The 24,576-nt window shown below is 66.6% G+C and carries 19 protein-coding genes; 9 read left to right on the top strand and 10 right to left on the bottom strand.

All coding sequences use genetic code 11. From position 1 onward, the window contains the following. Positions 1 to 3: 3 nt before the first annotated feature. Positions 4 to 3,654: a hypothetical protein gene (locus IFT63_RS16795; RefSeq protein WP_249404516.1), complete on the top strand. Its 3,651-nt coding sequence runs from the start codon at positions 4 to 6 to the stop codon at positions 3,652 to 3,654. Between the two features lie 341 nt (positions 3,655 to 3,995). Beyond that, a complete protein-coding gene (gene rpoH, locus IFT63_RS16790) occupies positions 3,996 to 4,871 on the top strand; it encodes an RNA polymerase sigma factor RpoH (RefSeq protein ID WP_042612682.1) in 876 nt (291 codons plus the stop codon). A gap of 105 nt (positions 4,872 to 4,976) precedes the next feature. Here the strand turns inward: rpoH and purD are convergent, their stop codons facing one another. The 5 genes from purD to prmA all read right to left on the bottom strand — a co-directional run bounded on the left by purD (position 4,977) and on the right by prmA (position 10,134). Continuing rightward, positions 4,977 to 6,260 carry a phosphoribosylamine--glycine ligase gene (purD, locus tag IFT63_RS16785; RefSeq protein ID WP_042612681.1) on the bottom strand — a complete coding sequence of 428 codons (1,284 nt, stop codon included), beginning with the start codon at positions 6,258 to 6,260 and terminating at the stop codon, positions 4,977 to 4,979. Positions 6,261 to 6,346: 86 nt separating this feature from the next. After that, on the bottom strand, positions 6,347 to 7,930 hold the full coding sequence (gene purH, locus IFT63_RS16780) for a bifunctional phosphoribosylaminoimidazolecarboxamide formyltransferase/IMP cyclohydrolase (protein WP_192085181.1): 1,584 nt from the start codon (positions 7,928 to 7,930) through the stop codon (positions 6,347 to 6,349). Positions 7,931 to 8,006: 76 nt separating this feature from the next. Further along, entirely contained in the window at positions 8,007 to 8,282 is a 276-nt protein-coding gene (gene fis / locus IFT63_RS16775) for a DNA-binding transcriptional regulator Fis (protein ID WP_042612679.1), read from the bottom strand. A gap of 117 nt (positions 8,283 to 8,399) precedes the next feature. Further along, positions 8,400 to 9,164, bottom strand: coding sequence for a DUF3426 domain-containing protein (locus tag IFT63_RS16770; protein WP_192085180.1), 765 nt, complete (start codon positions 9,162 to 9,164; stop codon positions 8,400 to 8,402). Positions 9,165 to 9,213: 49 nt separating this feature from the next. Next, complete coding sequence (gene prmA, locus IFT63_RS16765; protein WP_192085179.1) at positions 9,214 to 10,134, bottom strand: 50S ribosomal protein L11 methyltransferase; 921 nt, start codon at positions 10,132 to 10,134, stop codon at positions 9,214 to 9,216. A gap of 159 nt (positions 10,135 to 10,293) precedes the next feature. On the opposite strand from prmA, the gene IFT63_RS16760 reads away from it, so the two are divergent. The 4 genes from IFT63_RS16760 (at position 10,294) to IFT63_RS16745 (ending at position 13,835) form a co-directional block, all read left to right on the top strand. Beyond that, positions 10,294 to 11,268 carry a hypothetical protein gene (locus IFT63_RS16760; RefSeq protein WP_042612676.1) on the top strand — a complete coding sequence of 325 codons (975 nt, stop codon included), beginning with the start codon at positions 10,294 to 10,296 and terminating at the stop codon, positions 11,266 to 11,268. After that, positions 11,265 to 11,639 (top strand): hypothetical protein, encoded by a 375-nt coding sequence (locus tag IFT63_RS16755; protein ID WP_042612675.1) that lies wholly within the window; start codon positions 11,265 to 11,267, stop codon positions 11,637 to 11,639. The genes IFT63_RS16760 and IFT63_RS16755 overlap by 4 nt, the downstream gene beginning before the upstream one ends. 143 nt (positions 11,640 to 11,782) lie before the next feature. Further along, on the top strand, positions 11,783 to 12,520 hold the full coding sequence (locus tag IFT63_RS16750) for a fimbria/pilus periplasmic chaperone (RefSeq protein ID WP_197974446.1): 738 nt from the start codon (positions 11,783 to 11,785) through the stop codon (positions 12,518 to 12,520). A 214-nt stretch (positions 12,521 to 12,734) separates the two neighbouring features. Then, entirely contained in the window at positions 12,735 to 13,835 is a 1,101-nt protein-coding gene (locus IFT63_RS16745; RefSeq protein ID WP_192085178.1) for a hypothetical protein, read from the top strand. Between the two features lie 38 nt (positions 13,836 to 13,873). On the opposite strand, the gene accC is transcribed toward IFT63_RS16745, so the two are convergent. The 4 genes from accC to IFT63_RS16725 form a co-directional block, all read right to left on the bottom strand. Beyond that, positions 13,874 to 15,241, bottom strand: a complete 1,368-nt coding sequence (accC, locus tag IFT63_RS16740; protein WP_192085177.1) for an acetyl-CoA carboxylase biotin carboxylase subunit — start codon at positions 15,239 to 15,241, stop codon at positions 13,874 to 13,876. A gap of 10 nt (positions 15,242 to 15,251) precedes the next feature. Next, a complete protein-coding gene (gene accB, locus IFT63_RS16735; protein ID WP_192085176.1) occupies positions 15,252 to 15,737 on the bottom strand; it encodes an acetyl-CoA carboxylase biotin carboxyl carrier protein in 486 nt (161 codons plus the stop codon). 62 nt (positions 15,738 to 15,799) lie between these two features. Continuing rightward, positions 15,800 to 16,243, bottom strand: coding sequence for a type II 3-dehydroquinate dehydratase (gene aroQ / locus IFT63_RS16730; protein ID WP_042614744.1), 444 nt, complete (start codon positions 16,241 to 16,243; stop codon positions 15,800 to 15,802). 177 nt (positions 16,244 to 16,420) lie between these two features. Beyond that, on the bottom strand, positions 16,421 to 18,955 hold the full coding sequence (locus IFT63_RS16725; protein ID WP_342450510.1) for a TonB-dependent receptor: 2,535 nt from the start codon (positions 18,953 to 18,955) through the stop codon (positions 16,421 to 16,423). 412 nt (positions 18,956 to 19,367) lie between these two features. Between IFT63_RS16725 and IFT63_RS16720 the strand changes: the two genes are divergently transcribed. The 3 genes from IFT63_RS16720 (at position 19,368) to IFT63_RS16710 (ending at position 23,113) form a co-directional block, all read left to right on the top strand. Beyond that, positions 19,368 to 21,659 carry a transporter substrate-binding domain-containing protein gene (locus IFT63_RS16720; RefSeq protein WP_192085174.1) on the top strand — a complete coding sequence of 764 codons (2,292 nt, stop codon included), beginning with the start codon at positions 19,368 to 19,370 and terminating at the stop codon, positions 21,657 to 21,659. A 62-nt stretch (positions 21,660 to 21,721) separates the two neighbouring features. Then, a complete protein-coding gene (locus tag IFT63_RS16715; protein WP_042614751.1) occupies positions 21,722 to 22,321 on the top strand; it encodes a TetR/AcrR family transcriptional regulator in 600 nt (199 codons plus the stop codon). Positions 22,322 to 22,429: 108 nt separating this feature from the next. Then, on the top strand, positions 22,430 to 23,113 hold the full coding sequence (locus IFT63_RS16710; RefSeq protein ID WP_042614747.1) for a type 1 glutamine amidotransferase domain-containing protein: 684 nt from the start codon (positions 22,430 to 22,432) through the stop codon (positions 23,111 to 23,113). Between the two features lie 25 nt (positions 23,114 to 23,138). Here the strand turns inward: IFT63_RS16710 and IFT63_RS16705 are convergent, their stop codons facing one another. Then, positions 23,139 to 24,452, bottom strand: coding sequence for an acetamidase/formamidase family protein (locus IFT63_RS16705; RefSeq protein ID WP_042614748.1), 1,314 nt, complete (start codon positions 24,450 to 24,452; stop codon positions 23,139 to 23,141). Positions 24,453 to 24,576 lie beyond the last annotated feature (124 nt).

The raw sequence follows: 24,576 nt of genomic DNA, 5'->3' as shown, positions 1-24,576 counted from the left end.
GCCATGGACAAGACCCGCAAACCCTATCGCCCGATCCTGCCGCTGCTGATGCTGGCGGCCTTCGTTCCGTCGTTGCCGGCCGCGGCCCAGCAGGTGCTGCCTCCGACCGCGCAGGCCCCGATCCGCTGCGAAGCGGACAGTTGCCGCAACGACGAGGGCCTGCTGCTGCGCATCCGTGACAACGGCCCTTCCGCAGGTGCGACGCTTCCCTCTGCAAGCAGCGCCGACGCGGTGCCCGTGGCGCCTGCCACGCTGGCCGGTGGCTTCATGTCCGAACTGCCGAACGGCGGGGTGGTGTGGGCGACCGAAGATCCCTCGATGGTGCCGCCGAGCCTGAGCGTGCAGTCCGCCGCTACCGTGCCGTTCGAGAACGGTCGGCTGGTGCGTCCGCTGCGCTTCCACAGCTACAACAACTACGCCTCCTTCATCGAGAAGCTGGAAGTCACGTTGTACCGCGGCACCGATACCGATCTGGTCACCCCGTTGGCTCGCATCGAACTGCCGGTGGGCTACGTGTCCGAAGCCGAGTGGGACGCGCAGCTGCCGGAGCAGATCAAGCTGCGCACCGGTGATGACCTGATCTACGTGGCGCGCGCTTATGGTGCCGGCAATTCCTTCGATGAAACACAGCTCCAGCGCATCCAGCTGGTCACCCCGGCCGACTTCGATCGTGGCCTGCAGGTGACTCGTGACAATGTGCAGAAAACCCTGGGCCAGTCGCTGGATGGCGAAAACGCGCAGGCGTTGCAGCTCAGCAACGGCATCTACGGCCAGAGCCAGCTGCGACTGCAGAACATCCCCATCCACGGTTCGCGCGTGCGGGTTTACGGCCGCGGGCTGGAACCGAACAGCCGGGTGACCATCAACGGCCAGAGCTTCCCGGTGGACCTGGAGCAGAAGTTCGCGGCCGAGTTCCTGGAGCCGGTCGGCGGGCATCGCTACGAGGTCAAGGTCGAAGCCAAGGACATGCCCAGCGCCGAGCGGCAGCTGGACGTGGATGTCACCGGCCGTTACCTGTTCGCGGTGGCGATCGCCGATGTCACCGTGTCAAAGAACAGCGCCAGTGGAAACCTGCAGCCGCTGGCCGCCGATGACCGCGACGACGACAGCTTCCTCAGCGAGGGGCGGCTGGCGTTCTACCTGAAGGGCAAGATGCGCGGCAAATACCTGCTGACCGCACAGGCCGACACGCAGGATCGCGAGTTGAAACACCTGTTCCGCGATTTCTGGGAGGCCGATCCGACCGACGTGTTCCGTCGCCTCGATCCGGATCTGTACTACCCGGTGTACGGCGATGATTCCACCACCTGGCGCGATGTCGATACGCAGGGGCGGTTGTACCTGCGCGTGGACTGGGACCAGAGCCAGGCGATCTGGGGCAACTACGCCACCGGCATCACCGGCACCGAATACGGCCAGTACGTGCGTTCGCTGTACGGCGGTGCATTGAACTGGCGTTCGCTGGAAGCCACGCCGCTGGGCGAGGCACGGTCGCAGCTGAAGGTATTCGGTTCCGAAGCGCAGTCCGCCCCGGGGCACAGCGAGTTCCTCGGCACCGGTGGCAGCCTGTACTACCTGCGCCACACCGATGTATTGCCCGGTTCGGAACAGGTGGTGCTGGAAGTGCGTGACCGCACCACCGGCCGTACCGAAACCCGCGTCGCCCTGCAGGAAGGCGTGGACTACGAGATCGATGACCTGCAGGGCCGCCTGATCCTGACCCGGCCGCTGGCGATGCTGACCCGCGAAAACGTCCGCAGCATCACCCGCGACATGCCGCTGGATGGGTATGACCAGCTGCTGCTGGTGGACTACGAATACGTGCCGTTGGGCTTCAGCAGTGATGACGTGACCATGGGGGCGCGGGGCCGCCAGTGGATCGGCGACCACGTGGCCATCGGGGGCACCTGGGTGGAAGAAAACCGCAGCGGCGAGAACTACACGCTGAAGGGCGCCGACCTCACCCTGCAGGCCGGGCGCGGCACGTATGTAAAGGTGGAACACACCGAGACCGACGCCACCGCCGCGCCGGTGTTCTATTCGGACAACGGCGGCCTCAGCTTCATCCGCCGCAACCCGTATGAAGTGCAGCGCTCGGGCAGTGCGACGGCAGTGGAGGCGCGCGCGAACCTGCGTGAGCTCGGCTGGACAGCGCAGGACTGGAGCGTGGGCGCCTGGTGGCGCGACGTCGATGCCGGCTTCTCGGTGGCGCGCCAGGACACCGGACTGGCGGTGGAAGAGTACGGTGCCGAGTTCCTTGGCTACCTGACCGACGACTTCAGCCTGTATGGCCGCCACACCCGCACCGAGCAGGGCGAACTGGCGCTGGAGCAGACCCAGCTGACCGCAGACTGGCGACTGGGCAACGACGGCCAGTGGACCGGTGAACTGCGCCGCGTCCGCGAGGAGCAGAGCCTGCAGACGGTGGACGCGTTGCTGGCGGCGATCGGTTACCGGCAGCGCTTCGGCTCATCCTGGGAGCTGTACAGCACCGGCCAGGTCACCGTGGATGACGACGGCGGGGCCTACGAGAAGAACGACCTGCTGACCTTGGGCGCGCGTTACCTGTTCGGTGACCGCAGCAGCGTCGGGGCCGAAGTCAGTGGCGGTAGTCGCGGCCATGGCGGCAAGGTCGATGCGGAATACCGCATGGCGCCGGACCACAGCCTGTACGGCAGCTACAGCTACAGCAGCGACCGTACCGGCACCGACCCATTGTTCGACACCGGCCTGCAGTCCGGCTGGACGCTGGGCCAGCGCTGGCGCCTGAGCAACGAGGTCAATGTCTACAACGAAAGCCAATACCTGAAGGATCGCCGCCAGGACAACGCCGGGCTGGTGCACACCTTCGGCATGGACTTCTATCCGGCACAGGGCTGGAACCTCGGCTTCACGGTAATGGACGGCGAACTGGAATCGACGCTGGGCCGGATCGACCGCCGCGCGTACAGCGTCAGTGGCGGGCGCACCGATGCGGTGGCGCAGTGGAACAGCAAGCTGGAATACCGGCACGACTCCGGTGCCGAACAGCGCGAGCAGTGGGTCACCACCAACCGCCTGCTGTACAAGGTCAACGAAGACTGGCGCGTCGCGCTGCGTGCGAACTACGCCGATACCCAGGACCGCATCAATCCGGTGGCCGACGCCAAGCTGGTGGAAACCAACATGGGCTTCGCCTGGCGTCCGCACGACACCACCCGCTGGGCTGCCTTCGGCAAGTTCACCTACCTCTACGACGTGGCCTCGCTGGGGCAGGAGGGCGGCAACCTGTACGACCAGCGTTCGCAGGTGCTGTCGCTGGAAGGCATCCGCCAGTTCGGCGCGCGCTGGGAAGTGGCCGCCAAGCTGGCTTCGCGTTGGGGCGACTACCGCACCGGGCGCGGCGAGGGGTCGTGGCTGGACAGCCGCGCCGACTTCGCCGCACTGCAGTTGCGCTATCGCCTGTTCGAGAAGTGGGAAGGGCTGGCCGAGCACCGCTGGCTGAAGGTGCGCGACGGCGGCGTGCGCAAGGGCTGGCTGGTCGGCGTGGACCGCCGGGTGGGCGAGAACTTCAAGATCGGCGGCGGCTACAACTTCACCGAGTTCAGCGATGACATGACCGAACTGCGCTATGACCAGAAGGGGTTCTTCCTGAACTTGGCAGGGTATTACTGAGTTGAATGGTGGCGCCGAGCCGTGTTCGGCAGATGCCGCCCGGGACCCCGCCGGGCATGGCTCGGCGCTACCGGTCTACACGCGCTGAACGCCCGACAACTTTTTTCCGGATGAATGGGCGAATTCCTAAGCCCGTTCAGCCCGCCTGCACGCGATTTGCAGCCTATTTCAAGTCTATGCCACTGATGGGTAAGGGTTTTATAGTGTTCCGAACCACTATCGCCACTGTCACCAAATCGCGGTAGGGTAGACGGGTAGTCAGCGCCATTGTTCTGCCACCAGAACACTGGAACTTTTTTGACCTTTAGCAGTCGAAGTATCGGACTGCTAAGATGAGACCCATGAGCCAGAACACCTCTACTGCCCTTGTGGCAAACAATCTCCCGATTCCCAGTGCGCTCGGTTCGCTGGACGCCTACATCGGTGCCGTGCACCAGATCCCGGTGCTGTCGGTGGATGATGAGCAGGACCTGGCGCGTCGTTTCCGTGATCAGACCGATCTGGATGCGGCCCGCGAACTGGTGCATTCGCACCTGCGTTTCGTGGTGCACGTGGCCCGCGGCTACAACGGGTACGGCCTCGCCCTGGGCGACCTCATCCAGGAAGGCAACATCGGCCTGATGAAGGCGGTCAAGCGCTTCGACCCGGACATGGGCGTGCGCCTGGTGTCCTTCGCGGTGCATTGGATCCGTGCCGAAATGCACGAGTTCATCCTGAAGAACTGGCGCATCGTGAAGGTCGCCACGACCAAGGCGCAGCGCAAGCTTTTCTTCAACCTGCGCCGCTCCAAGAAGCGCCTGGGCTGGATGAACGCGGCCGAGGTCACTGCGGTGGCCAAGGACCTCAACGTCTCCGAACGCGAAGTGATGGAGATGGAGTCCCGACTGTCCGGCCGTGATATCGGCTTCGACGCGCCGAGCGACGAAGACGATGACCACGCGCCGCCGTCGCCGGCTGCCTACCTGATGGCCAATGAAGAAGATCCTTCGATGGCCTATGAGCGCGCCGACAGCGAAGACAACCAGCTGCAGCTGCTGCGCGAAGGCATGGCCGAACTGGATGCGCGTTCGCGCGACATCATCGCTCGCCGCTGGCTGGATGCCGACAGCAAGGTCACGCTGCAGGAGCTGGCCGATGAGTATGGCGTTTCCGCCGAGCGCATCCGCCAGGTCGAAGCGAACGCGCTGAAGAAGATGAAGGCGCTGTTTACCGCGTAAGCGGACACAGCTGCTGCACACGAAAACGCCGGGCACTGCCCGGCGTTTTTTTTGTGTGATCGGAGGTGGTGGGTGACGACCGTTGGTCGTCACGCCGTTACCGCCTCAGCTTTCGCGGGCGATCGCGCGCCAGCCGATGTCGTTGCGGTGGAACTCGTTCGCCCAGCTCACCTCGGCCACCCCGGCATACGCATTGGCCTGCGCGTCGCGCACGCTGTCGCCCAGTGCGGCCACGCACAGCACCCGTCCGCCGGCACTGACCACGCTGCCGTGCGCGTCCAGCGCGGTGCCTGCGTGGAACACCTTGGCAGTGTCCGGCACGCGGTCCAGGCCGGAAATCACATCGCCGGTGATCGGCGCTTCCGGATACGGCGCAGCGGCCAGCACCACGCCCAGCGACGGACGCGGATCCCACTGCGCCTGCACTTGGTCCAGCCTGCCGTCGATCGCCGCCTGCACCAGATCCAGCAGGTCCGACTGCAGGCGCAGCATCACCGGCTGGGTTTCCGGGTCGCCGAAGCGCACATTGAATTCGATCACCTTCGGCGCACCGCTGGCATCGATCATCAGCCCCGCATAGAGGAAGCCGGTGAACGGCACGCCATCGGCGATCATGCCCTGCACGGTCGGCTCGACCACCTCACGCATCACCCGCGCGTGCACTTCCGGGGTGACCACCGGGGCCGGCGAATACGCGCCCATGCCGCCGGTGTTGGGACCGGTATCGCCGTCGCCGACGCGCTTGTGGTCCTGCGAGGTGGCCATCGGCAGCGCATGCACGCCATCGACCATCGAGATGAAGCTGGCCTCTTCGCCGTCGAGGAATTCTTCGATCACCACGCGTGCGCCGGCGTCGCCGAAGGCATTGCCGGACAGCATGTCGCGCACCGCCGACTCTGCTTCGGGCAGCGACATCGCCACGATCACGCCCTTGCCGGCGGCCAGGCCATCGGCCTTGACCACGATCGGTGTGCCCTTTTCGCGGAGGTAGGCCAACGCCGCATCGACATCGGTGTGCACGGCGTAATAGGCGGTCGGGATGCCGTGCCGGGCCAGGAAGTCCTTGGCATAGGCCTTGCTGCCTTCCAGCTGCGCAGCAGCCGCGGTGGGGCCGAAGATGCGCAGGCCGGCTTCACGGAACGCATCGACCACGCCGGCCACCAGCGGCACTTCCGGGCCGACCACGGTGACGGCGACGCCTTCGGAGCGTGCCAGCGCCAGCAGGCCATCCAGATCAGTGACCTTGACGGCCGCGTTGCGGCATTTCGCTTCGGTGGCGGTGCCGGCATTGCCGGGCGCGACCAGCACTTCGGTGACCTGCGGAGACTGCGCCAGCTTCCAGGCCAGCGCATGTTCGCGGCCGCCGGAGCCGATGACGAGGATCTTCATGCTGAGGGATTTCCGATACGCGGGGAAAGGAAAGGGGACGCGGGATGACGGCGAGCCGGCCGGCACCCCCAGGAATCCACTGTCCGTCAGTGACGGAAGTGACGCACGCCGGTGAACACCATCGCCAGGCCGGCTTCGTCGGCGGCCGCGATGACTTCGGCGTCGCGCATCGAACCGCCCGGCTGGATCACCGCCTTGATGCCGGCCGCAGCGGCGGCATCGATGCCGTCGCGGAACGGGAAGAACGCATCGGAGGCCATCACCGATCCTTCCACCACCAGGTTCGCATCGGCGGCCTTGATGCCGGCGATGCGTGCCGAATAGACGCGGCTCATCTGGCCGGCGCCAACGCCGATGGTGCGGTTGTCCTTGGCGTACACGATGGCGTTGGACTTCACGAACTTGGCGACCTTCCAGGCGAACAGCAGATCGGTGAACTGCTTGTCGGTCGGCGCCAGCTTGCTGACCACCTTCAGTTCGTCACGGGTCATGCCGCGGTTGTCGGAGGACTGCAGCAGCAGGCCCGATCCGATCCGCTTGCTGTCGTAGTTGTTCAGGCCTTCACCGTGCGGAATGCGCAGCACGCGCACGTTGGCCTTCTTCGTGGCGTATTCCAGCGCGGCCGGTTCGTACTCCGGGGCGATCAGCACTTCCACGAACTGACGGTCCAGGATCACCTGCGTGGTGGCCAGGTCCAGCGGCTTGTTGAAGGCGATGATGCCGCCGAAGGCGCTGGTCGGGTCGGTGGCATAGGCCAACTCATAGGCGTCGCCGTTGCCGGCGCCCACGGCCACGCCACACGGATTGGCATGCTTGACGATCACGCAGGCCGGCGCCTCGAACTGACGCACGCATTCCCACGCGGCATCGGCATCGGCCAGGTTGTTGTAGCTCAGTTCCTTGCCCTGCAGCTGCTGGAAGGTGGCAAGGGTGCCCGGCACCGGATACAGGTCACGGTAGAAGGCGCCGCTCTGGTGCGGGTTCTCGCCGTAGCGCAGGTCCATCACCTTCACGAAGGAGGAATTCATCTGCGCCGGGAACTCGCTGCGCACCGGCACCGCGGTCTCGCGCGAGGCAACCGCCGACAGGTAATTGCTGATCGCCGCGTCGTACTGGGCAACGCGGTTGAACGCGGCCACCGAGAAGGCGAAGCGCTTGGCGGCAGACAGCTGGCCATCATGCGCGGCCAGTTCGGCCAGCAGTTCGTCGTACTGCGACGGGTCGGTCGCCACGGCGACGCGGGCGAAATTCTTCGCCGCCGAACGCAGCATGGCCGGGCCGCCGATGTCGATGTTCTCCACTGCATCGTCGAGCGCGCAGTCGGCCTTGGCGGTGACCGATTCGAACGGATACAGGTTCAGCACCAGCAGGTCGATCGCGCCAATGCCATGTTCGGCCATCACCGCATCGTCGGTGCCCGCGCGACCCAACAGGCCGCCATGCACCATCGGGTGCAGGGTCTTGACCCGGCCATCCATCATTTCCGGGAAGCCGGTGACGTCGGCGACATCCTTGACCGCCAGGCCCGCCTCGCGGATCGCCTTGGCGGTGCCGCCGGTGGACAGCAGTTCCACGCCGCGTGCGGACAGGGCAGTGGCCAGCGCGATCAGGCCGGTCTTGTCGGAAACGGAAAGCAGGGCCCGACGGACGGGCAGCAGGTCAGCACTCATGGGGGCAGGGCAACGGCAGCAGGCGGGGCCGATATTGTAGGCCTTGGGGCGCCCTCACACGTAATGCAGTGCCGCCTCAGGCCGTGATGCCGTATTCCTTGAGCTTCTTGCGCAGGGTGGCGCGGTGGATGCCCAGCATCGCCGCAGCGCGGCTCTGGTTGCCCTCGCAATGGTTCAGCACTTCAACGAACAGGGGAATTTCCATCTCGCGCAGCACGATCTCGTACACGTCATCGGCATCGCAGCCATCCAGGTCGCGCAGGTAGCGGCGCACGGACTGGGCAACATGTTCGCGGAGCGGAGGACGCGCAGCGCCACGACTGGTGTCAGGACGAGAGAGTACAGCGTTCAATGGGAATCCCGATCTGGTGGCCGCGCCGGGGCGAAGGCTGGCGCTGGCGAAGAAGGTGGTGGCGGCCAGTCTAGCGCGAGCAGGCCGCCCCTGCACGGGGCAGGCGCCCGGCCGGCCTCACAGGAATTCGAAATTGAAGGCGACCGTGGACGCCGACGGCTCTTTGACCTGGAAGGCGATCTGCGCGCTCTGGCCGGGTTCCAGCAGCCCCGCCGTGCGTGCCCCGGCACCCAGATAGTCCGATGCCGCGAACACACCACTGCCGATCACCCGACCGTCGGCGTCGGACAGTGACAGTCGCAGCACGGGCCAGTCCTGTGCCCACCGTGCGTCATTGCGGATGCTCGCCTGTACCTGCAGTGCGCCGGCCTGCTGCGGCATCGGCCGCACGTCGCGGCTGATCATGGTGAAGGCCGCCGGTTCGCGCCAGGCCGGCAGGTCGCAGCGCAGCACACTGCACAGGCCTGCGACCCAGGGACGGGTGCTGGCATCTGCCGCCAGGCGGGCGCGGTCGGCCAGCGCGATCTGCAGCAGCAGCAGCAGCGACAGCGCGGCCACCATGGCCCATTGCCAGCGCGGCGTGCGCAATCGATGCCCGCCACCGCGCAGGAACACCGGCTCTGCCTGGGACCGCATGGGTTCCGCGGCCGCAGCAGGCACCTGCCCGGAGATCGTCGCGGTGGGCTGCACCGGTACTTCCCCGGCCATCGCGGCAGCCTCCGCGACGGGCGCTTCGGCAGTGTCGTCTGCGGTGACCGGGGACGCGTCGGCTGAAGGCAGCGACGGCTCCGCCAGCGGGGTCGCATCGACGTCGGCCTGCGACCCGGCGTGTGGACGCAGGAAGGTTGCCAATGGTCGACGGGGCGGGTTCGGTTCGGACATGAATGTACCGGCTCGGATCCAGTGGCTATTCAATCACGTCTGCGCGCGATCAGGCGCGTCGCACGCCGGTGATGCGCATCCAGTCGCCGTCCTGGGTCGCCTGCAGGTCATCGAACCAGGCGGCGTATCGCTGCAGCAGTTCGTCTTCCTGGCCGTGCAGGATGCCCGACAGCGCGATGCGGCCCCCGGCGGCCACGCGGGCAGCCAGCAGGTCGGCCAGTGCGTCCAGCGCGGAGGCCAGGATGTTGGCGACCACCACCGGGTAGGTGGCCACCGGTTCGTCCTGTGGCAGGTAGACATGCAGGCGCGGCAGTTCGCCATTGCGCTCGGCATTGTCGGCGGTGGCGATCAGCGCCTGCGGATCGTTGTCCACGCCGATCGACTCGGCCGCGCCCAGCTTCAACGCGGCCAGCGCCAGGATGCCCGAACCGCAACCAAAATCGAGCACGCGCTGCCCCTGCAGCAGGCCCTCACCGGCCAGGCCATCGAGCCAGCGCAGGCACAGGGCCGTGGTCGGGTGGGTGCCGGAGCCGAATGCCAGGCCCGGGTCCAGCCGCACCACGGCCGCATCCGCAGCCTGCGCGGCGTCTGGCAGTTCATGGTTCCACGGCACGATCCAGGTGCGCTCGCCGAAGGACAAAGGCTCGAACTGGTCCAGCCAGACGCGCTCCCAGTCCTGGTCTTCCACTGCACGGAAGCTCACCGTCGACCAGTCCAGTCCATCGTCGAAGGCTTCCAGCGCGGCCAGCAGCAGCAATCCATCGGCGTCATGCGGGAACAACGCGCTCAGGACCAGCGTGTCCCACATCGGTGTCTCGCCGACGCCGGGCTCCAGGATGGCCTGTTCGTTGCTGGTGTCGGCCTCGGCATCGAGCAGGGTCACCGCCAACGCGCCGACGTCCTCCAGTGCGTTTTCGTAGCGGGGCTGGGTGGCTTCGGTGCAGCGCAGGGTCAGTTCCAGGAACGGCATGGTGGCAGGCGAGGTCCGGCAAAGAAGGGAATGCTAGTCGATCCTGGACGGCGGCAGCCATCTCAAGGCATGCAGAGAATGAATGGGGCGGGCCAGACAGAGGGCAATCCCCTTGCTAGACTCACGTTCCTGCCTTGCCTGTCAATGGCTTGTCTCCTGATGGCGTTTGCCCCGGCCCTTAAAACCTGGTTGCTCGTGGTGCCGGCCGTGGCCTTGCTCGGCGCAGCGGGCATGCGCATGGGCGGCCAGCTGCTGCATGCACAGGAATCCGGTCCTGCCGCGATGGACGCTGGAATGTCGCAGCCAGCGGACACGCAGGCCACGCCTACCGCGCTGCCCGCGGCCCTGGCACGCCGGCTTGGGGCCAGCGAACGTTCGCTCAACGCGGTGCCTTCCGGCCTGCCGCTGGACATCCGTGCCGACATGGAAGGCGACACCGATCTGTTTGCCTTCGCCCAGCGCCTGCGCGGCCAGGCCGACAGTGGCAACGTCGAGGCGCGCTGGATGCTGAGCCGGGTCTATGACTACTGCAGCCAGTACGCAAACGATCCCGGCGGTTACCAGTTGGACAACAGCGTGCTGACCGGGATGGGCGAGCGTGCATCGACCGCGATGGCCTCGGCGCGTCAGCGTGTCGCCGCGCGCTGCGGCGGCTTCGTGGCCAGTGATGGCCTGGGTTACCCGCTGGTGTTCGCGCAGCGCCGGCAGGCCGCGCAGGGCGGCAACCTGGCCGCCGAAGCCTCCTTGCTGGCCGACGGCCAGCCGCTGCAGAGCGACGAAGACTACCGGCGCGGCCTGGTCGAGCGGGTGCGCGATTCGCATGATCCGGAAGCCTACATGGCGCTGGCCCCGGCAATGGGGCTGCGTGCATCCGGCGACCGGGCCATGACCGGCATGGTGGCCGGCGAGGCACTGAGCGAACTGGCCTGGCGCGTGGCGGCCTGCGAACTGGGCATGCCCTGTGGCAGCGACAGCGTGCTGATGAACAGCTTCTGCGCCAACGGCGGCATCTGCAGCCAGGATGAAGGGCAGGACTTCACTGATTTTGTATACGACGCTGCGGTATCGCGGCAGGGTGCCGAAAAAATGACCGAATGGGTCGAAGAACTGATTGGAAAGAGGAAAGGGCGATGAAGTACCGTCGAATCCTGCACGGGGCGAAATTCTGGTTCTGGGTGGCGTTGTTCGTCGCCTATTCGGCAGGTGCGGTCGGCCTGTTGATGATCGATACCCAGGAAGATCGTTACCGACGATTGTCCGCGGTGGAGCTGACCAAGGTGCAGTCCACGCCGGAAGCGCGTCGCGTCGGCGCCAGCCAGGTCGCCGCGGTGTTCCGTGCGCAAAGTGCCATGCCATTCACCTCGCTGCCGGCAGGCAGCACCTTCCAGGTGGTGTGGCCGGATGGGTCTACTGAAACCATGGTGATCGTCGACCCGTCCTCGCCCAATGGCGTGCGCCCGTTGGCGGGCAGCCAGGTTCCGGCCGAAGCGGCCGATCGTCGCTGATCCTGCGTCGCGGCGGATCGGACCCCAGCCGACATGATTGGGTCCGGTCCTATTCCAAGGGTTGGCGTGAAGCAGCGTTAATGGATCCATCCTGACGGTGTTGCCCGCGCTTGCGCGGTGACACTGCCCTGTCGGAGAAGACCATGGTTACTGCTGTCATGCGGATGCTGCCTGCACTGGTGTTCCTTGCCGCATTGTTGCCCGTTACATCGGCGCACGCTGGCGTGGTGATCGCCGGCACGCGGGTGGTCTATCCCGCGCACGAAAATGAGGTCACCCTGGGGCTGAACAACGAGGCGCAACGCCCTGCGCTGGTGCAGTTGTGGATCGATGACGGTGACCAGGACACCCCGCCGGAAGAGGCCAAGGCCCCGTTCGTGATGACGCCGCCCCTGCTGCGCATGGACGCCGGGACCCGACAGGCGGTGCGTATCCGTTTCACCGGCCCGGCGCAGCCTGGCGACCGCGAATCGCTGTACTGGGTGAACGTGCTGGAGATCCCGCCGTCCAGCGCCGGGGAGGACAAACTGGACCTGGCCTTCCGCAGCCGCATCAAGCTGTTCTATCGTCCCGCCGGATTGCCCGGCGAAGCAGACAGTGCCCACCGCCAGCTGCGCTGGTCGCTGCAGCAGCGCGTGGGCGGCCTGGCCGTGCAGGTCGACAATCCGACGCCGTGGCACGTCAGCTTCGCGGCGATCTCGCTGACCGTCGACGGTAAGGTATCGGCTGATACCGGAAGCGGCATGGTCGCGCCGCGTGCCGCCCAGGTGTTCCCGCTGGACGGGCTTGCCACACGGCCGCCAGGCGCGATCGGCATCGAGTACAGCACCATCACCGACGTCGGCGCGGTGCATGAGGCCAGCGCATCGCTGGCCCACTGAGGCGGCGCCCTCGCATTTCGGACGCATCCGATGGGAGGCCACACGGCACCGGCTGACACTGTGCAGGCGCGGGGCTGACCTCGGCGTGGCAGACCGGCAAGGAGGGGCGGACCAGGCGCGCGGAGGGCCAGAGGGGTGACATTGCGCTAACAACAGCGCGGAATCAGACCCATCCGATGTCGTGTATGGCGGGGGTTGGTGAAACTTCTGGTGAGTGAGCCCGGTCGACGCCCGGCCTACTTCCACAACTGGTGATGACATGAAGCAAATTCTTTCCTACCGCCTGCTGACCGCGCTGGCGCTGTGCAACGCAGGCTCTGCGTTGGCGCAGAGCTGCGAACATCCCTCTGAATGGCCGACTCCGTTCCAGATCAACCTGCCCCTCCAGGGCACGATCACCGTGGGAGCCGATGTGCCGGACGGCACGGAGATCTATACCGCACGGCATAACAGCGGCTCAGGTGCTTTCATCAGGTGCACGGGTGGACCCGGTCGTGTGCAACGGGAGAATGGCTACATAGGGGTCCCGGGCGAACCATCGGGGTTGCCCGGGATCTACAAGACCTCCATTCCCGGCGTCGGCATTGCGGTGTGGTACGCCGGGAACAGGTTCCCGTTCGATCCGGGTGCCTACGACGTCGGTACCGCCCCGCTCCGTGTGACCTTCAACAAGCAATTGGATTTCAGCCTGTACAAGATCGGTCCGATCAGTGCGGGCGTGTTGCAGGGCAGTTCGCTTCCACGCGCGCGCCAGTCCACCCTGGGCACGGGCGGCATCAATATCTGGGAAGCGCAGATCGTCGGGCAGTTGAACATCGTGACCGGCACCTGCCGGGTGGGCGATGTGACCGTGTCGATGGGCCGCCGGGCGCAGCGCGAGCTGAACGCACCGGGTGCGGCCACGCCATGGACGATGTTCATCGTCCCGCTGAGCGGGTGCCCGGCGTTCTTCGGCAGGCAGCCGGCGTATTTCCAGGATGACAGCGGTACGGGCGAAGTAGGCGGCCGCCGCGTGGCCAACCGCATCGGTCTACGCGTGGATCCCAGCACGCCGGTGCTGGATGCGGCCCAGTCGATCATGGCGCTCAGCAACAAAGACCATCCCGACACGGCCAAAGGCCTCGGCATCCAGGTGGCGCTGCCGGACAACACACCGGTGGGCTACGGCGTGTTCCGTGACAGTGGGTTGACGCTCACCACAACACCGAATGGGACTTACGCCGTGCGGATGCGCGCGCGCTATGTGCAGACCGAAGCGCGGGTCAGACCCGGCATCGCCAATGGCGCGATGGTGGTGACGCTGCGGTACGAATGAGTGCCGGCGCCGGCCTGCTGGCCGGCGCCGGGGTGCGATCAGGTCAACGCGATCGACTTGGTCTTGCGCTCGGCCAGGCGCTTTTCCAGGTAGTGGATGTTCTGTCCACCGGCCTGGAAGCCCTTGTCGCGCATGATGCGCTGCTGCAGGGCGACGTTGGTCTTGATGCCGTCCACCACCATCTCGCTCAGCGCCACCCGCATGCGGGCGATGGCGGTCTCGCGGTCCGGTCCGTGCACGATCAGCTTGCCGATCATCGAATCGTAGTTCGACGGCACGCGGTAGCCGGCATAGATGTGCGTATCCACGCGCACGCCGGGACCACCCGGTGCATGGAAGGCGGTGATCTGGCCCGGGCTCGGCACGAAGGTTTCCGAATCTTCCGCGTTGATGCGGCATTCGATGGCATGCCCGGTCAGCACGATGTCGCTCTGCTTGATCGACAGCTTCTGGCCGGCGGCGATCTTCAGCTGCTCCACGACCAGGTCGATGCCGGTGACCATTTCGGTGACCGGATGCTCTACCTGGATGCGGGTGTTCATTTCGATGAAGTAGAAGCGGCCGTCTTCGTACAGGAACTCGAAGGTGCCAGCGCCGCGGTAACCGATGCGGATGCAGGCTTCCACGCAGACCTTGCCGATCTGCGCGCGGGCCTCCTCGCTGATGCCCGGTGCCGGTGCTTCTTCCACCACTTTCTGGTGGCGGCGCTGCATCGAGCAGTCGCGCTCACCGAGGTGGATGGCGTTGCCCTGGCCGTCGGCCAGCACCTGGATCTCCACGTGGCGCGGATTCTCCAGGTACTTCTCCATGTACACCTCACCGTTGCCGAATGCTGCCTTGGCTTCGCTCTTGGTGGTTTCGATGGAGGTCTTCAGCGACGCTTCGGCATGCACCACGCGCATGCCGCGGCCGCCGCCGCCGCCGGAGGCCTTGATGATGACCGGGTAGCCGATCTCACGCGCGATCTTGGTGTTGGCGACGATGTCTTCGCCCAGCGGACCGCCCGAGCCCGGCACGCACGGCACGCCGGCGGCCTTCATCGCGCGGATCGCTTCCACCTTGTCGCCCATCAGGCGGATGGTGTCGGCCTTGGGGCCGATGAAGATGAAGCCGGATTCTTCCACGCGTTCGGCGAAGTTCGCGTTTTCCGACAGGAAACCGTAGCCGGGATGGATCGCCTGGGCGTCGGTTACTTCAGCAGCGGCGATCAACGCCGGGATGTTGAGGTAGCTGTCGCTGGAGGCGGCCGGGCCGATGCAGACGGACTCGTCGGCCATCGCCACGTGCTTGAGGTTGCGGTCGACGGTGGAGTGCACGGCCACCGTGCGGATGCCCAGGGTGTGGCACGCGCGCAGGATGCGCAGCGCGATTTCCCCTCGGTTGGCGATGACGATTTTATCGAGCATGGCCGGCCCCTCAGCCGATCACGAACAGCGGCTGGTCGAACTCAACCGGCTGGCCGTTCTCGCCGAGGATGGCGACGATGGTGCCCGACGCATCGGCTTCGATCGGGTTGAACATCTTCATCGCTTCGATGATCGCCAGGGTCTCGCCTTCCTTGACCTGCTGGCCGATGCTGACGAAGGCCGGCTTGTCCGGCGAGGCCGACGCATAGAAGGTGCCGACCATCGGCGAACGCAGCACGTGGCCTTCCGGCAGCGCGTTGCCCGGCTTGGCGGTGCCACCGGTGGAGGCTTCGGTCGGCGACTGCATCGGCATGGCCGGGGCGCTAGCAGCGGCGGCCGGCGCGGCGATCATCTGCGGCTGCACGGCCATCTGCGCGAAGGTGCCGACCGGGGCACGCGACAGGCGCACCGACTCTTCGCCTTCCTTGATCTCGATCTCGGCCAGGTTCGATTCTTCCAGCAGGTCGATCAACTTCTTGATTTTGCGCAGATCCATGAGGGCCTCTTCTTCTGTTTTGATTATCTGGGGTGGGAAGGGCGCAGGCGCCCGTTCGAAGCTCAGGCGTTGGACAACCGCTGCAGGGCGGCATCCATCGCATAACGGTAACTGTCAGCACCGAAACCGCAGATGACACCGACCGCCTTGTCGCTGAAATAGCTGTGCTGGCGGAAGGGTTCGCGTGAATGCGGATTGGACAGGTGGATTTCGATGAACGGCACGTCCACCGCGGCCAGCGCATCGCGCAGGGCCACCGAGGTATGGGTGAACGCGGCCGGGTTGATCAGGATGAAGGCGGTGCCGTCCAGCCGCGCGGCCTGGATGCGGTCCACCAGCACGTGTTCGGCATTGGACTGCAGGCTTTCCACCGCGTGCCCGGCCGCCGCCCCCTGCGCGTGCAGCGCCTGGTCGATCTGCGCCAGGGTGGTGTGGCCATAGACCCCCGGCTCGCGCGTGCCGAGCAGGTTGAGGTTGGGGCCGTGCAGTACCAGCAGTTTCGCCATGGGAGCCGAACAACGGGAAAGGGCGGCAGTCTGGCGGAAGCTGGAGTTGATGTCCAGTTCGGCGAAGTTATGCGCGTTTCAAGCGACTGTTTGAAATATCACGGGCGCGTGGCGGTTCGCTGGAGCAGGCGGCGGCCCATCATGGCACGCCGCCGCCTGTCCCTCTGTCCACTCAGGTCAGAACGTCCAGCCCAGGCGGGCGTAGTAGAAGCCGCCGTTGAAGCCATATGGCGAATGCACCGGGTATTCCGCGCCGGCCACGCCGGCCCAGGGGTTCTTCGAGGGCACCCGGTCGAAGAGGTTCTGCGCGCCCACGCTGAAGTACAGCCCGGAAGCGAACTTCCAGCCCACTTCGGCATCCACGATCAGCGCGCTGCCGGCGTGGATCGGCAGGCCACCGTCATCGGCGGAGACCACCCCGCTGTCCAGGTGGTCTTCGTACCAGCTGCTGTAATAGTTGAAGCGCAGGTTGGCATGGAAGACCTGGCGCTGGTGGTTCACGCTGAAGTAGCCCTTGGTGCGCGGCAGCGACTCTTCCAGCTTGTAGACGCGGGCGGCATCGATGAAGTCGGTATCGAAGCGGTCCACTTCGGTGCGGTTCCAGTTGGCCGCCAGCGCATAGGTGGTGGTGCCACCGAAATGATCGCTGCGGTAGCTGGTGACCACGTCCACGCCGGTGGTGGTGGTGTCGAAGGCGTTGCCGAAATAGGTCACCTGGGAAATCGACGCGGCTTCCGGATTACCGCCGGCCACCAGCGCGGCACGCTCGGCCGGTGTCACCGCGAAGCTGGTGCTCAGCGCGATGCGGTCCTCTACCTTGATCTGGTAGCCGTCCACGGTGAACAGCCAGTCGCCCTGCGTCCAGACCGCACCCAGCGATACGTTTTTCGACTCTTCCGGGGTCAACGGCTGGGCGCCCTTGAGCTGGGCAATCGGATCGGTCGGCGGCAGGGTGGCGATGTCTTCCAGCGCGGTCCCGCCGAACACGGTGCTGATCTGGCTGATGTTGGCCTGGCCGGGGGTGGGGGCGCGGAAGCCGGTGTTGTAAGCGCCACGGACGGCGAAGTTCTCGTTGAAGTCGAAGCGACCGGTGAGCTTGCCGGTGGTGGTGCTGCCAAACGAATCGTAGTCCTCGTAACGCAGTGCACCTGCCAGCAGGAAGCGTTCGGTGAGCTGGGCTTCCAGGTCCGCATAGGCGGCCCAGTTGCGCCGGTCGAACGTGCCGGCGGTGCGCGCGCTGAAGCCGTTGAAGCCGTTGGAGCCCAGCGCGAAGCCCTGCTCGGTCAGCGGGCCGATGGCGGTGGACGGGCCGTCACCGGGGCTGATGGTGAAGCTTTCCTCGCGCCATTCCGCGCCCATCGCCAGGCGCAGGGGCTGGCTGGTGAAGCCGGTGGCGATATCGCGGCTGACATCCACGTTGAGGTTCTTTTCGGTCTGGGTGTTGCCGCCGGGCTTGAAGGACAGGCCGGCCGGCTGCACCGGGCCCATCGAGGCGTTGACGGTGTTGTAGATGGTGAAGTCGATCTCGTTGCGGCCCCACGAACCGCTCACATCCCAGTACCACTCATCCCAGGTGCCCTTGGCACCGGCAAAGACCGAGGTGTCCTCCAGCGATCCGCCGAAGCGCGGGGTGAAGCCCCCCGGCAGGCTGGACAGGAAGGTGTAGCAGTTCGCCGGCAGCGCCGCGACCGCGGTGCTGACGCCGGCATACGGCAGCAGGTTGCCCGCGCCGTCGCGCAGGGCGATGGACGGGCAGGCACCGGCGCCGGTCAGGTTGCCGACCAGCAGGGTGTCGCCGCCGTCGTTGGAGTACACGCCCGAGCGCGAGGTGGGATCGCGGTAGTAGAAGCCGCCGTCCACGTCGCGTTTGGCATGGTTGCCGAACAGATAGAAGTCCACGTTGTCGGTGGACAGGCCCAGGTTGTAGACCAGCTTGAAGTCGTCATCCACCTTGGGCGAGCCCCACACCTGCGCCGGCTGGCCGACCCCGGGATAGCCGGCCGCGATCGCGGCGGCGGCGTCGTCCCGCTGCACGCTGCGCGAGGTGTCATCGGCGTTGCGCCATTCGGCGGTCAGCGTGGCAAAGCCGCGTTCGGTCAGCGGCAGGCCGATCTGCGCCGAGTACTGCGTGGTCAGGCCGTCGCCTTCGTAGTACTTGCCGGTGAACACCTCGGCGGTGCCGCCTTCGCGCAGCTTCTTCAGACCGAAATTGATGACCCCGGCGATGGCGTCCGAGCCGTACTGGGCGGCGGCGCCATCGCGCAGCACCTCCACCTGTTCCAGCGCCAGCGATGGGAACACCGACAGGTCTGGACCCTGCGCACCATCGGACAGGCCATGGCCGAGGAAGGTGATCACCGCCGCACGGTGGAAGCGTTTGCCGTTGACCAGCAGCAGGGTGTTGTCCGGCGGCAGGCCGCGCAGGTTGGCCGGGCGTACCAGGCTGGCGGCGTCATCGATGGGAATGGTGCTGACGTTGAAGGAGGGCACCAGCACCTTCAGCTGGTCCAGCGCATCGGTGGCGCCCTGGTTGCGGAATTCTTCGCCGCTGATGATGTCGATCGGTACCGCCGAAGAAGACACGGTACGTGGTTTGGTGCGGCTGCCCAGCACCGAAACGGTGTCCAGGTTGGTGGCCGCTTCGGGCGTGGCCGGGCTGTCCTGTGCCAACGCCCCCGCGCTGGTGACCAGCAGGGCGGTCGCCAGCGCCACGTGTACTGCAGATGCCAATGGAGAAAAGGCTTTCGGAGCGTGAACACACTTGCCAATGCGGTCGTTCATGCATGCACCTTGCAGTCGGATTGTTGAGTTGTCGTTCGGTTAGTGGCTCATCCTGTTGGTTCTCCCTGCGCGTCAGCGGATCTGTTGCGCTGCATCAATAATTAACAGAAGATTAACCGTACTGCAACGAATGTGTGCCGACTTTGGCGGTTCACTGGCGCGGTGGTCGATGGGCCGACGTGCCGTACCCGCCGCCAGCGGGCCTTTCGCGGCGTATCCTTGACGCATGGGGAGTCCTTTTCCGACGCACCGACGGTCGCGCCTTCGTGCTTGCGCCTGCGCGGCGTTCTGCCTGCTGGTCGGGGCCGCGGCGCCGCCGGCTGCCGCCGCGCCGCAGGCGACGGTGCTGCTGGACCCGTCTGAACAAGCCTGGATCGCCGCCCATCCGGTGATCCGGGTGACCTCCGATGCCACCCTTCCGCCATTGGAATATGTCCGCGATGGGCAACTGCGGGGCCTGTCGGGGGATTACCTGCGGCTGATCAGCGCGCGCACCGGGCTGCAGTTCCAGTTCGTGCAGGCCGCCGACTGGCCGGCCGCGCAGCGGGCGCTGCAATCGCGCGAAGCGGACATGCTGCTCAATGCCATGGACGAACGCCTGACACCAGCCACCCGTGCGGCAGTGCGGCTGGGCCGGCCGTATCTATCGGCCTACAGCGTGGTGTTCACGCGACCGGATTCGCCGGCCGTGTGGGACCTGCAGGAACTGGCTGGGCGTCGGGTCGCTGCACGTGCTGCGGGTGATTACGCGCGGATCCTGCAGGGCCGTTACCCGCACTTGGTGGTGGTGCCGACCGACACGCCGCAGGCCTCCATGCAGATGGTGCTGGACGGCCAGGCCGACGCCGCGATGGGCACCAACGCGACCTTCCAGCCGTTCGTCGCGCGCCGGTATCTCGACGAACTGCATATCTCCCGGCCGCGCATCGACCTGGTGATGCAGGCCCAGTTCGGCGTGCGCAGCGACTGGCCGCAGCTGGAGGCGATCATCGGCAAGGCGATGGCGTCGATCAACACCCAGGAGGAATCGCGGATCCGCCAGCAATGGCTGCGCGAAGAGGACTACGGTGCGCCCAGCGTGGCCACCGTGCTGCGCTACAACTGGCCGTGGCTGCTGGCGATCGGCCTGCTGGTGCTGGCGCTGGGCGTGGTCGCACGCTGGGCCTGGCGCGCACGCGCGGCGGCGATCGAAAGCGAACGGGTCAAGGCGCGTTTCCTGGCGACCATGAGCCATGAGATACGCACCCCGATCAATGCCGTGCTGGGGGCCATCGAGGTGCTGGCCGACCACGTTCCCGCCGGCAGGCCGCGCGCGCTGGTGCGGGCCGCAGAGGAGGCGGCCGAGTCGCTGACCGGCCTGCTCGACAATGTGCTGGACCTGTCCAAGCTGGACGAAGGCCGCATGCAGCTGGAGAAGATCCCGGTCGAGGTGCGCGCGCTGGGGCGCAGTGTCGCGGCGGTGTTCGAAGGCGAACTGGAAAAGCGCGGCATCGCGCTGGTCGTCGAGGTCCCCGCCCACGACAGCTGGCTGATGCTCGACCCGACCCGGCTGCGCCAGGTGCTGATGAACCTGCTCGGTAATGCGCGCAAGTTCACCGAGCGCGGCAGCATCCGGTTGACGCTCCAGGTGCAGGAGGCCCCGGCCGGAACCTGGCTGCACGCGGCGGTGACCGACACCGGCTGCGGGATTCCCGCAGCGCTGCAGGGCCGCCTGTTCGACCCCTACACGCAGGCCGACGGCAGCATCTCGCGCCAGTACGGCGGCACCGGCCTGGGGCTGTCGATCAGCCACGACCTGGTGCAGCTGATGGGCGGCCAGATCGAGCTGCACAGCGTGGAAGGCGAAGGCACCACGGTGTCGCTGCGGATCCCGGCCGAGCGTGCCGATGCCGCGGCCGCACCTGCCGTCGCCACGCCGGGCGGCGCGCTGCGGGGCGTACGCGTGCTGGTGGTCGATGACCATGCCCCCAACCGCATGGTGCTGGAGGAACAGCTCGGCCGGCTGGGCGCGGTGGCGATGCTGGCAGACAGTGCCGCGCAGGCGTTGGCCACGCTCACCGCGGACCTGCCGGACATCGTGCTGCTGGACTGCTTCATGCCGGACATCGACGGCTACCAGGCAAGCCGGATGATCCGCGCGACCGGCCTGCCGGGCGTGGCCGACCTGCCGATCATCGCCATATCCGCCGCCACCGACGCCGCCCACCTTGCGCGCTGCCAGCAGGCTGGCATGAACGGCGTGTTGAAGAAGCCAATCCGCCTGGCCGAACTGCAGGGCATGCTGGCGCTGTGGACCGGCCGCGCTGCCGCAGCGGGATCCGCCGGCGGGGCGGGGGAGACAGCTGCGCTGGAGGCCATCGAACGGGACACCGTCGACCGGCTGGAGCCGGACCTGCGCGTGCTGCTGGCCGACGACCTGCGCAAGCTGCGCGAGGCGGTGGATGCCAGCGACCTCGCGCGCATCACCTTCTACGCGCATCGCCTGCATGGGGCCGCCGGGCTGGTCGGGCAGCCGGCGCTGGCCGCGTTGGCCGCCAGGCTGGAAGCCGATCCGGAAATGGACCCCGACCAGGGGCTGGCCGAAATCGACGTGCAGTTGGACAGCCTGTCGCGGGCGGCGCCGATCCGGGTATGAGCGGGACGTGGCTTGCAACCTCTCACTAGACGACTGGTCTAATCGGGTGTATGGTGACTCCCATGAACGCCGTCCCCGCCACCGCCAACGTCCGCGAAAAGATCCTGGCCACTGGCCAGCGGATCATGGGCGGCAAGGGCTTTTCGGCGGTCGGGCTCAATGAAGTGCTGGCCGCGGCCGGCGTTCCCAAGGGCTCGTTCTACCACTACTTCGGCTCGAAGGATGCGTTCGGCGAGGCGCTGCTGGAAGGGTACTTCGAGGCCTATGTGGCCGACATGGAGCGCATCTTCGGCCAGCCCGGCAAGAACAAGGCCGTGCAGTTGGAAGACTACTTCGCCGCTTGGCAGGACAACCAATCCTTCGAGGACTGCCAGGGCAAGTGCCTGGCCGTGAAGCTGGGCGCTGAAGTGGCAGACCTGTCCGACAGCATGCGATCGGCGCTGGATCGCGGCACCGCAGCGATCATCGCCGGCATGGCCGAAGCGATCGAAGCCGGCCAGGCGGAAGGCTCGTTGCCGGTCCAGGGCGACGCCAAGGCGCTGGCACAGAGCCTCTACCAGCTGTGGCTGGGCGCAAGCATCATGGTCAAGATCGTCCGTACTCCGCAGCCGTTCGCCAACGCGCTGCGCACCACCCGTCACCTGCTGGGTCTTCCCCGCTAACACCGCCGCTCCCTGAACGCAGGGGACGGCACCTTGTCCCGTTTCACGCGTAATTATCTAGACGACCGGTCTAATTCCTATTGTATTGCACCTCACTGGAGCACAGCCATGAAAGTCCTCATCGTTCTCACCTCCCACGACCAACTCGGCGACACCGGCAAGAAGACCGGCTTCTGGCTGGAAGAACTGGCCGCGCCGTATTACACCTTCAAGGACGCCGGCGCGGAGATCGTGCTGGCCTCGCCGAAAGGCGGGCAGCCGCCGCTGGATCCGAAGAGCAACGAGCCTGACTTCCAGACCGCGCTGACCCGGCGCTTCGAAGCCGACGCCGAGGCCAATGCACAGCTGGCCCGCACCGTGCGCCTGGACAGTGTGTCGCAGGCCGACTTCGACACCGTGTTCTATCCCGGTGGCCACGGGCCGCTGTGGGACCTCGCCGAAGATCGTGATTCCATTGCCCTGATCGAATCGTTCATCGCAGCGGACAAGCCGGTCGCGCTGGTCTGCCACGCCCCCGGCGTGCTGCGCCACGCCAAGGCCGCCACGGGTCGCCCGCTGGTGGAAGGCCTGCAGGTCACTGGTTTCACCAATACCGAAGAGGAAGGCGTGGGCCTGACCCAGGTGGTGCCGTTCCTGGTCGAGGACGAACTGAAGGCCAAGGGGGGCAACTACTCCAAGGGCCCGGACTGGGGCTCGTACGTGGTCCGCGATGGCTTGCTGATCACCGGCCAGAATCCCGCCTCTTCCACCGAAGCGGCGGAAGTGCTGATCAGGCAGCTCGCGCAGGGCTGAGCCCGGTCGGGTACCGCGCGCGCCTTCAGTCCTTGGCCGGCGCTGCTGCTGGCGTGATGTTCCGCAGCAGCGCCTTGTCGATCTTCGCCGCCACGCCCACGCTGCGGCCGGCAAGGTTGGCGACGTGGTACTGCACGCCCACGCCGAGCACCCGCGCGGCTTCGGACAGGGTCAGCCCATACGATTGGCGCAGCCACTGCAGCATGCCTGCGGTGGCGATGCGCAGCGCGTCGTCGCTGGAGCCCGCCTGTCCCAGCGTCATGATCTGGGTCGGCGATTCCACCCGCGGCGTGGCGAACGCCTGCTGCTTCACCAGCTGCACCTGCAGCACTACGTCCAACGAAGTCTCCAGTGCCCACTGGGTGGTCTCGCCATCGCCCTGCAACGCATGCCCATCGCCCAGGTACAGCAGGGCACCGGGCTGCTGCACCGGTAGGTACACGGTGTTGCCTTCGACCACGGCATTGAAGTCCATGTTGCCGCCGAACACATCGGTATCGCCGGTGGAAATCGGTGGGTAGCCGAAGCCGGGGGCCAGCGCCAGCCCGCCCAGCATCGGCTTCACCGGCACCTCGAAGTCTTTCAGCGCACCCGTCGCGCCCTGCGGACGCGCCATGCCGCGCACGCGGTCCAGGTGCCATCGCACCGGCTTGCCCAGCGCGGTGGTTTCCGCTGCCACGCGTGCGGTCTTCAGCCGTCCCACCAGCCCATCCAGACTGTCGGCGTGGTCGCGGTTGAGCTTCAACGAAGTCAGCGTGATCGCCAGCGTGTCGCCCGGCTCCGCACCGGCCACGAAGAACGGCCCGACCTGCGGATTGCCGAACAGCGCCCGGGTCACGCCGTGCTCGTCCACGCCGCCGGAGTCCAGGGTCCTGGTCTGCACCGAATCGCCGGGATGGATCACCAGCACCGGCGCCCGATCCGCGCTGAAGGTGTTGGAATAATCGGTCGGCGTGAACACGTGCCGCTGCGGCGTGGCCTGGGTGCGCTGCGGAACGCGCCAGGCGGTGAATGCATGCGACGCACGCGCCGTGCGATCGTTGGTGTCGGGCTGGTCGCTGTCGCCGTGCATCCGTGCATCGTCGATGCGCGCGGTGTAGTGACTTTCCTGCCCCTCGCTGTCGGTGGCGGTGAAGGTGAGCCTGTGGTCGGCCAGCGAACCCGCCACCGGATCCCCATCAAGCGTACCCTGCACGCGTCCGTCGCGTACCTCCATCTGCAGGGTCTGGTAACTCCTGTTCCCCCACAGATCGGTGGCCATGATCCATTGCTCGGCCGCGAGGGCATCCAGCGGTGTGACCAACAGCAGCAGCGAAGACAGCTTCCAGGCGATCGTCATGGCAGGGCACTTCGGCAGGGCACCATGGGGTGCATGCAGCGCACACTAACGGCTGCACTGGAGGCGTCCCAGTGTCCAAGGTAACCCCACGGTGTCCCGCAGCAGCGTGCACGCCGGGCCTCGC

It is taken from the genome of Stenotrophomonas sp. CFBP 13724 (genome assembly GCF_014841975.1).
Classification (GTDB): Bacteria; Pseudomonadota; Gammaproteobacteria; order Xanthomonadales; family Xanthomonadaceae; genus Stenotrophomonas; species Stenotrophomonas lacuserhaii.
Note: the sequence above shows the minus strand (reverse complement) of the source record. Positions and strands in the feature narration are given on the sequence as shown.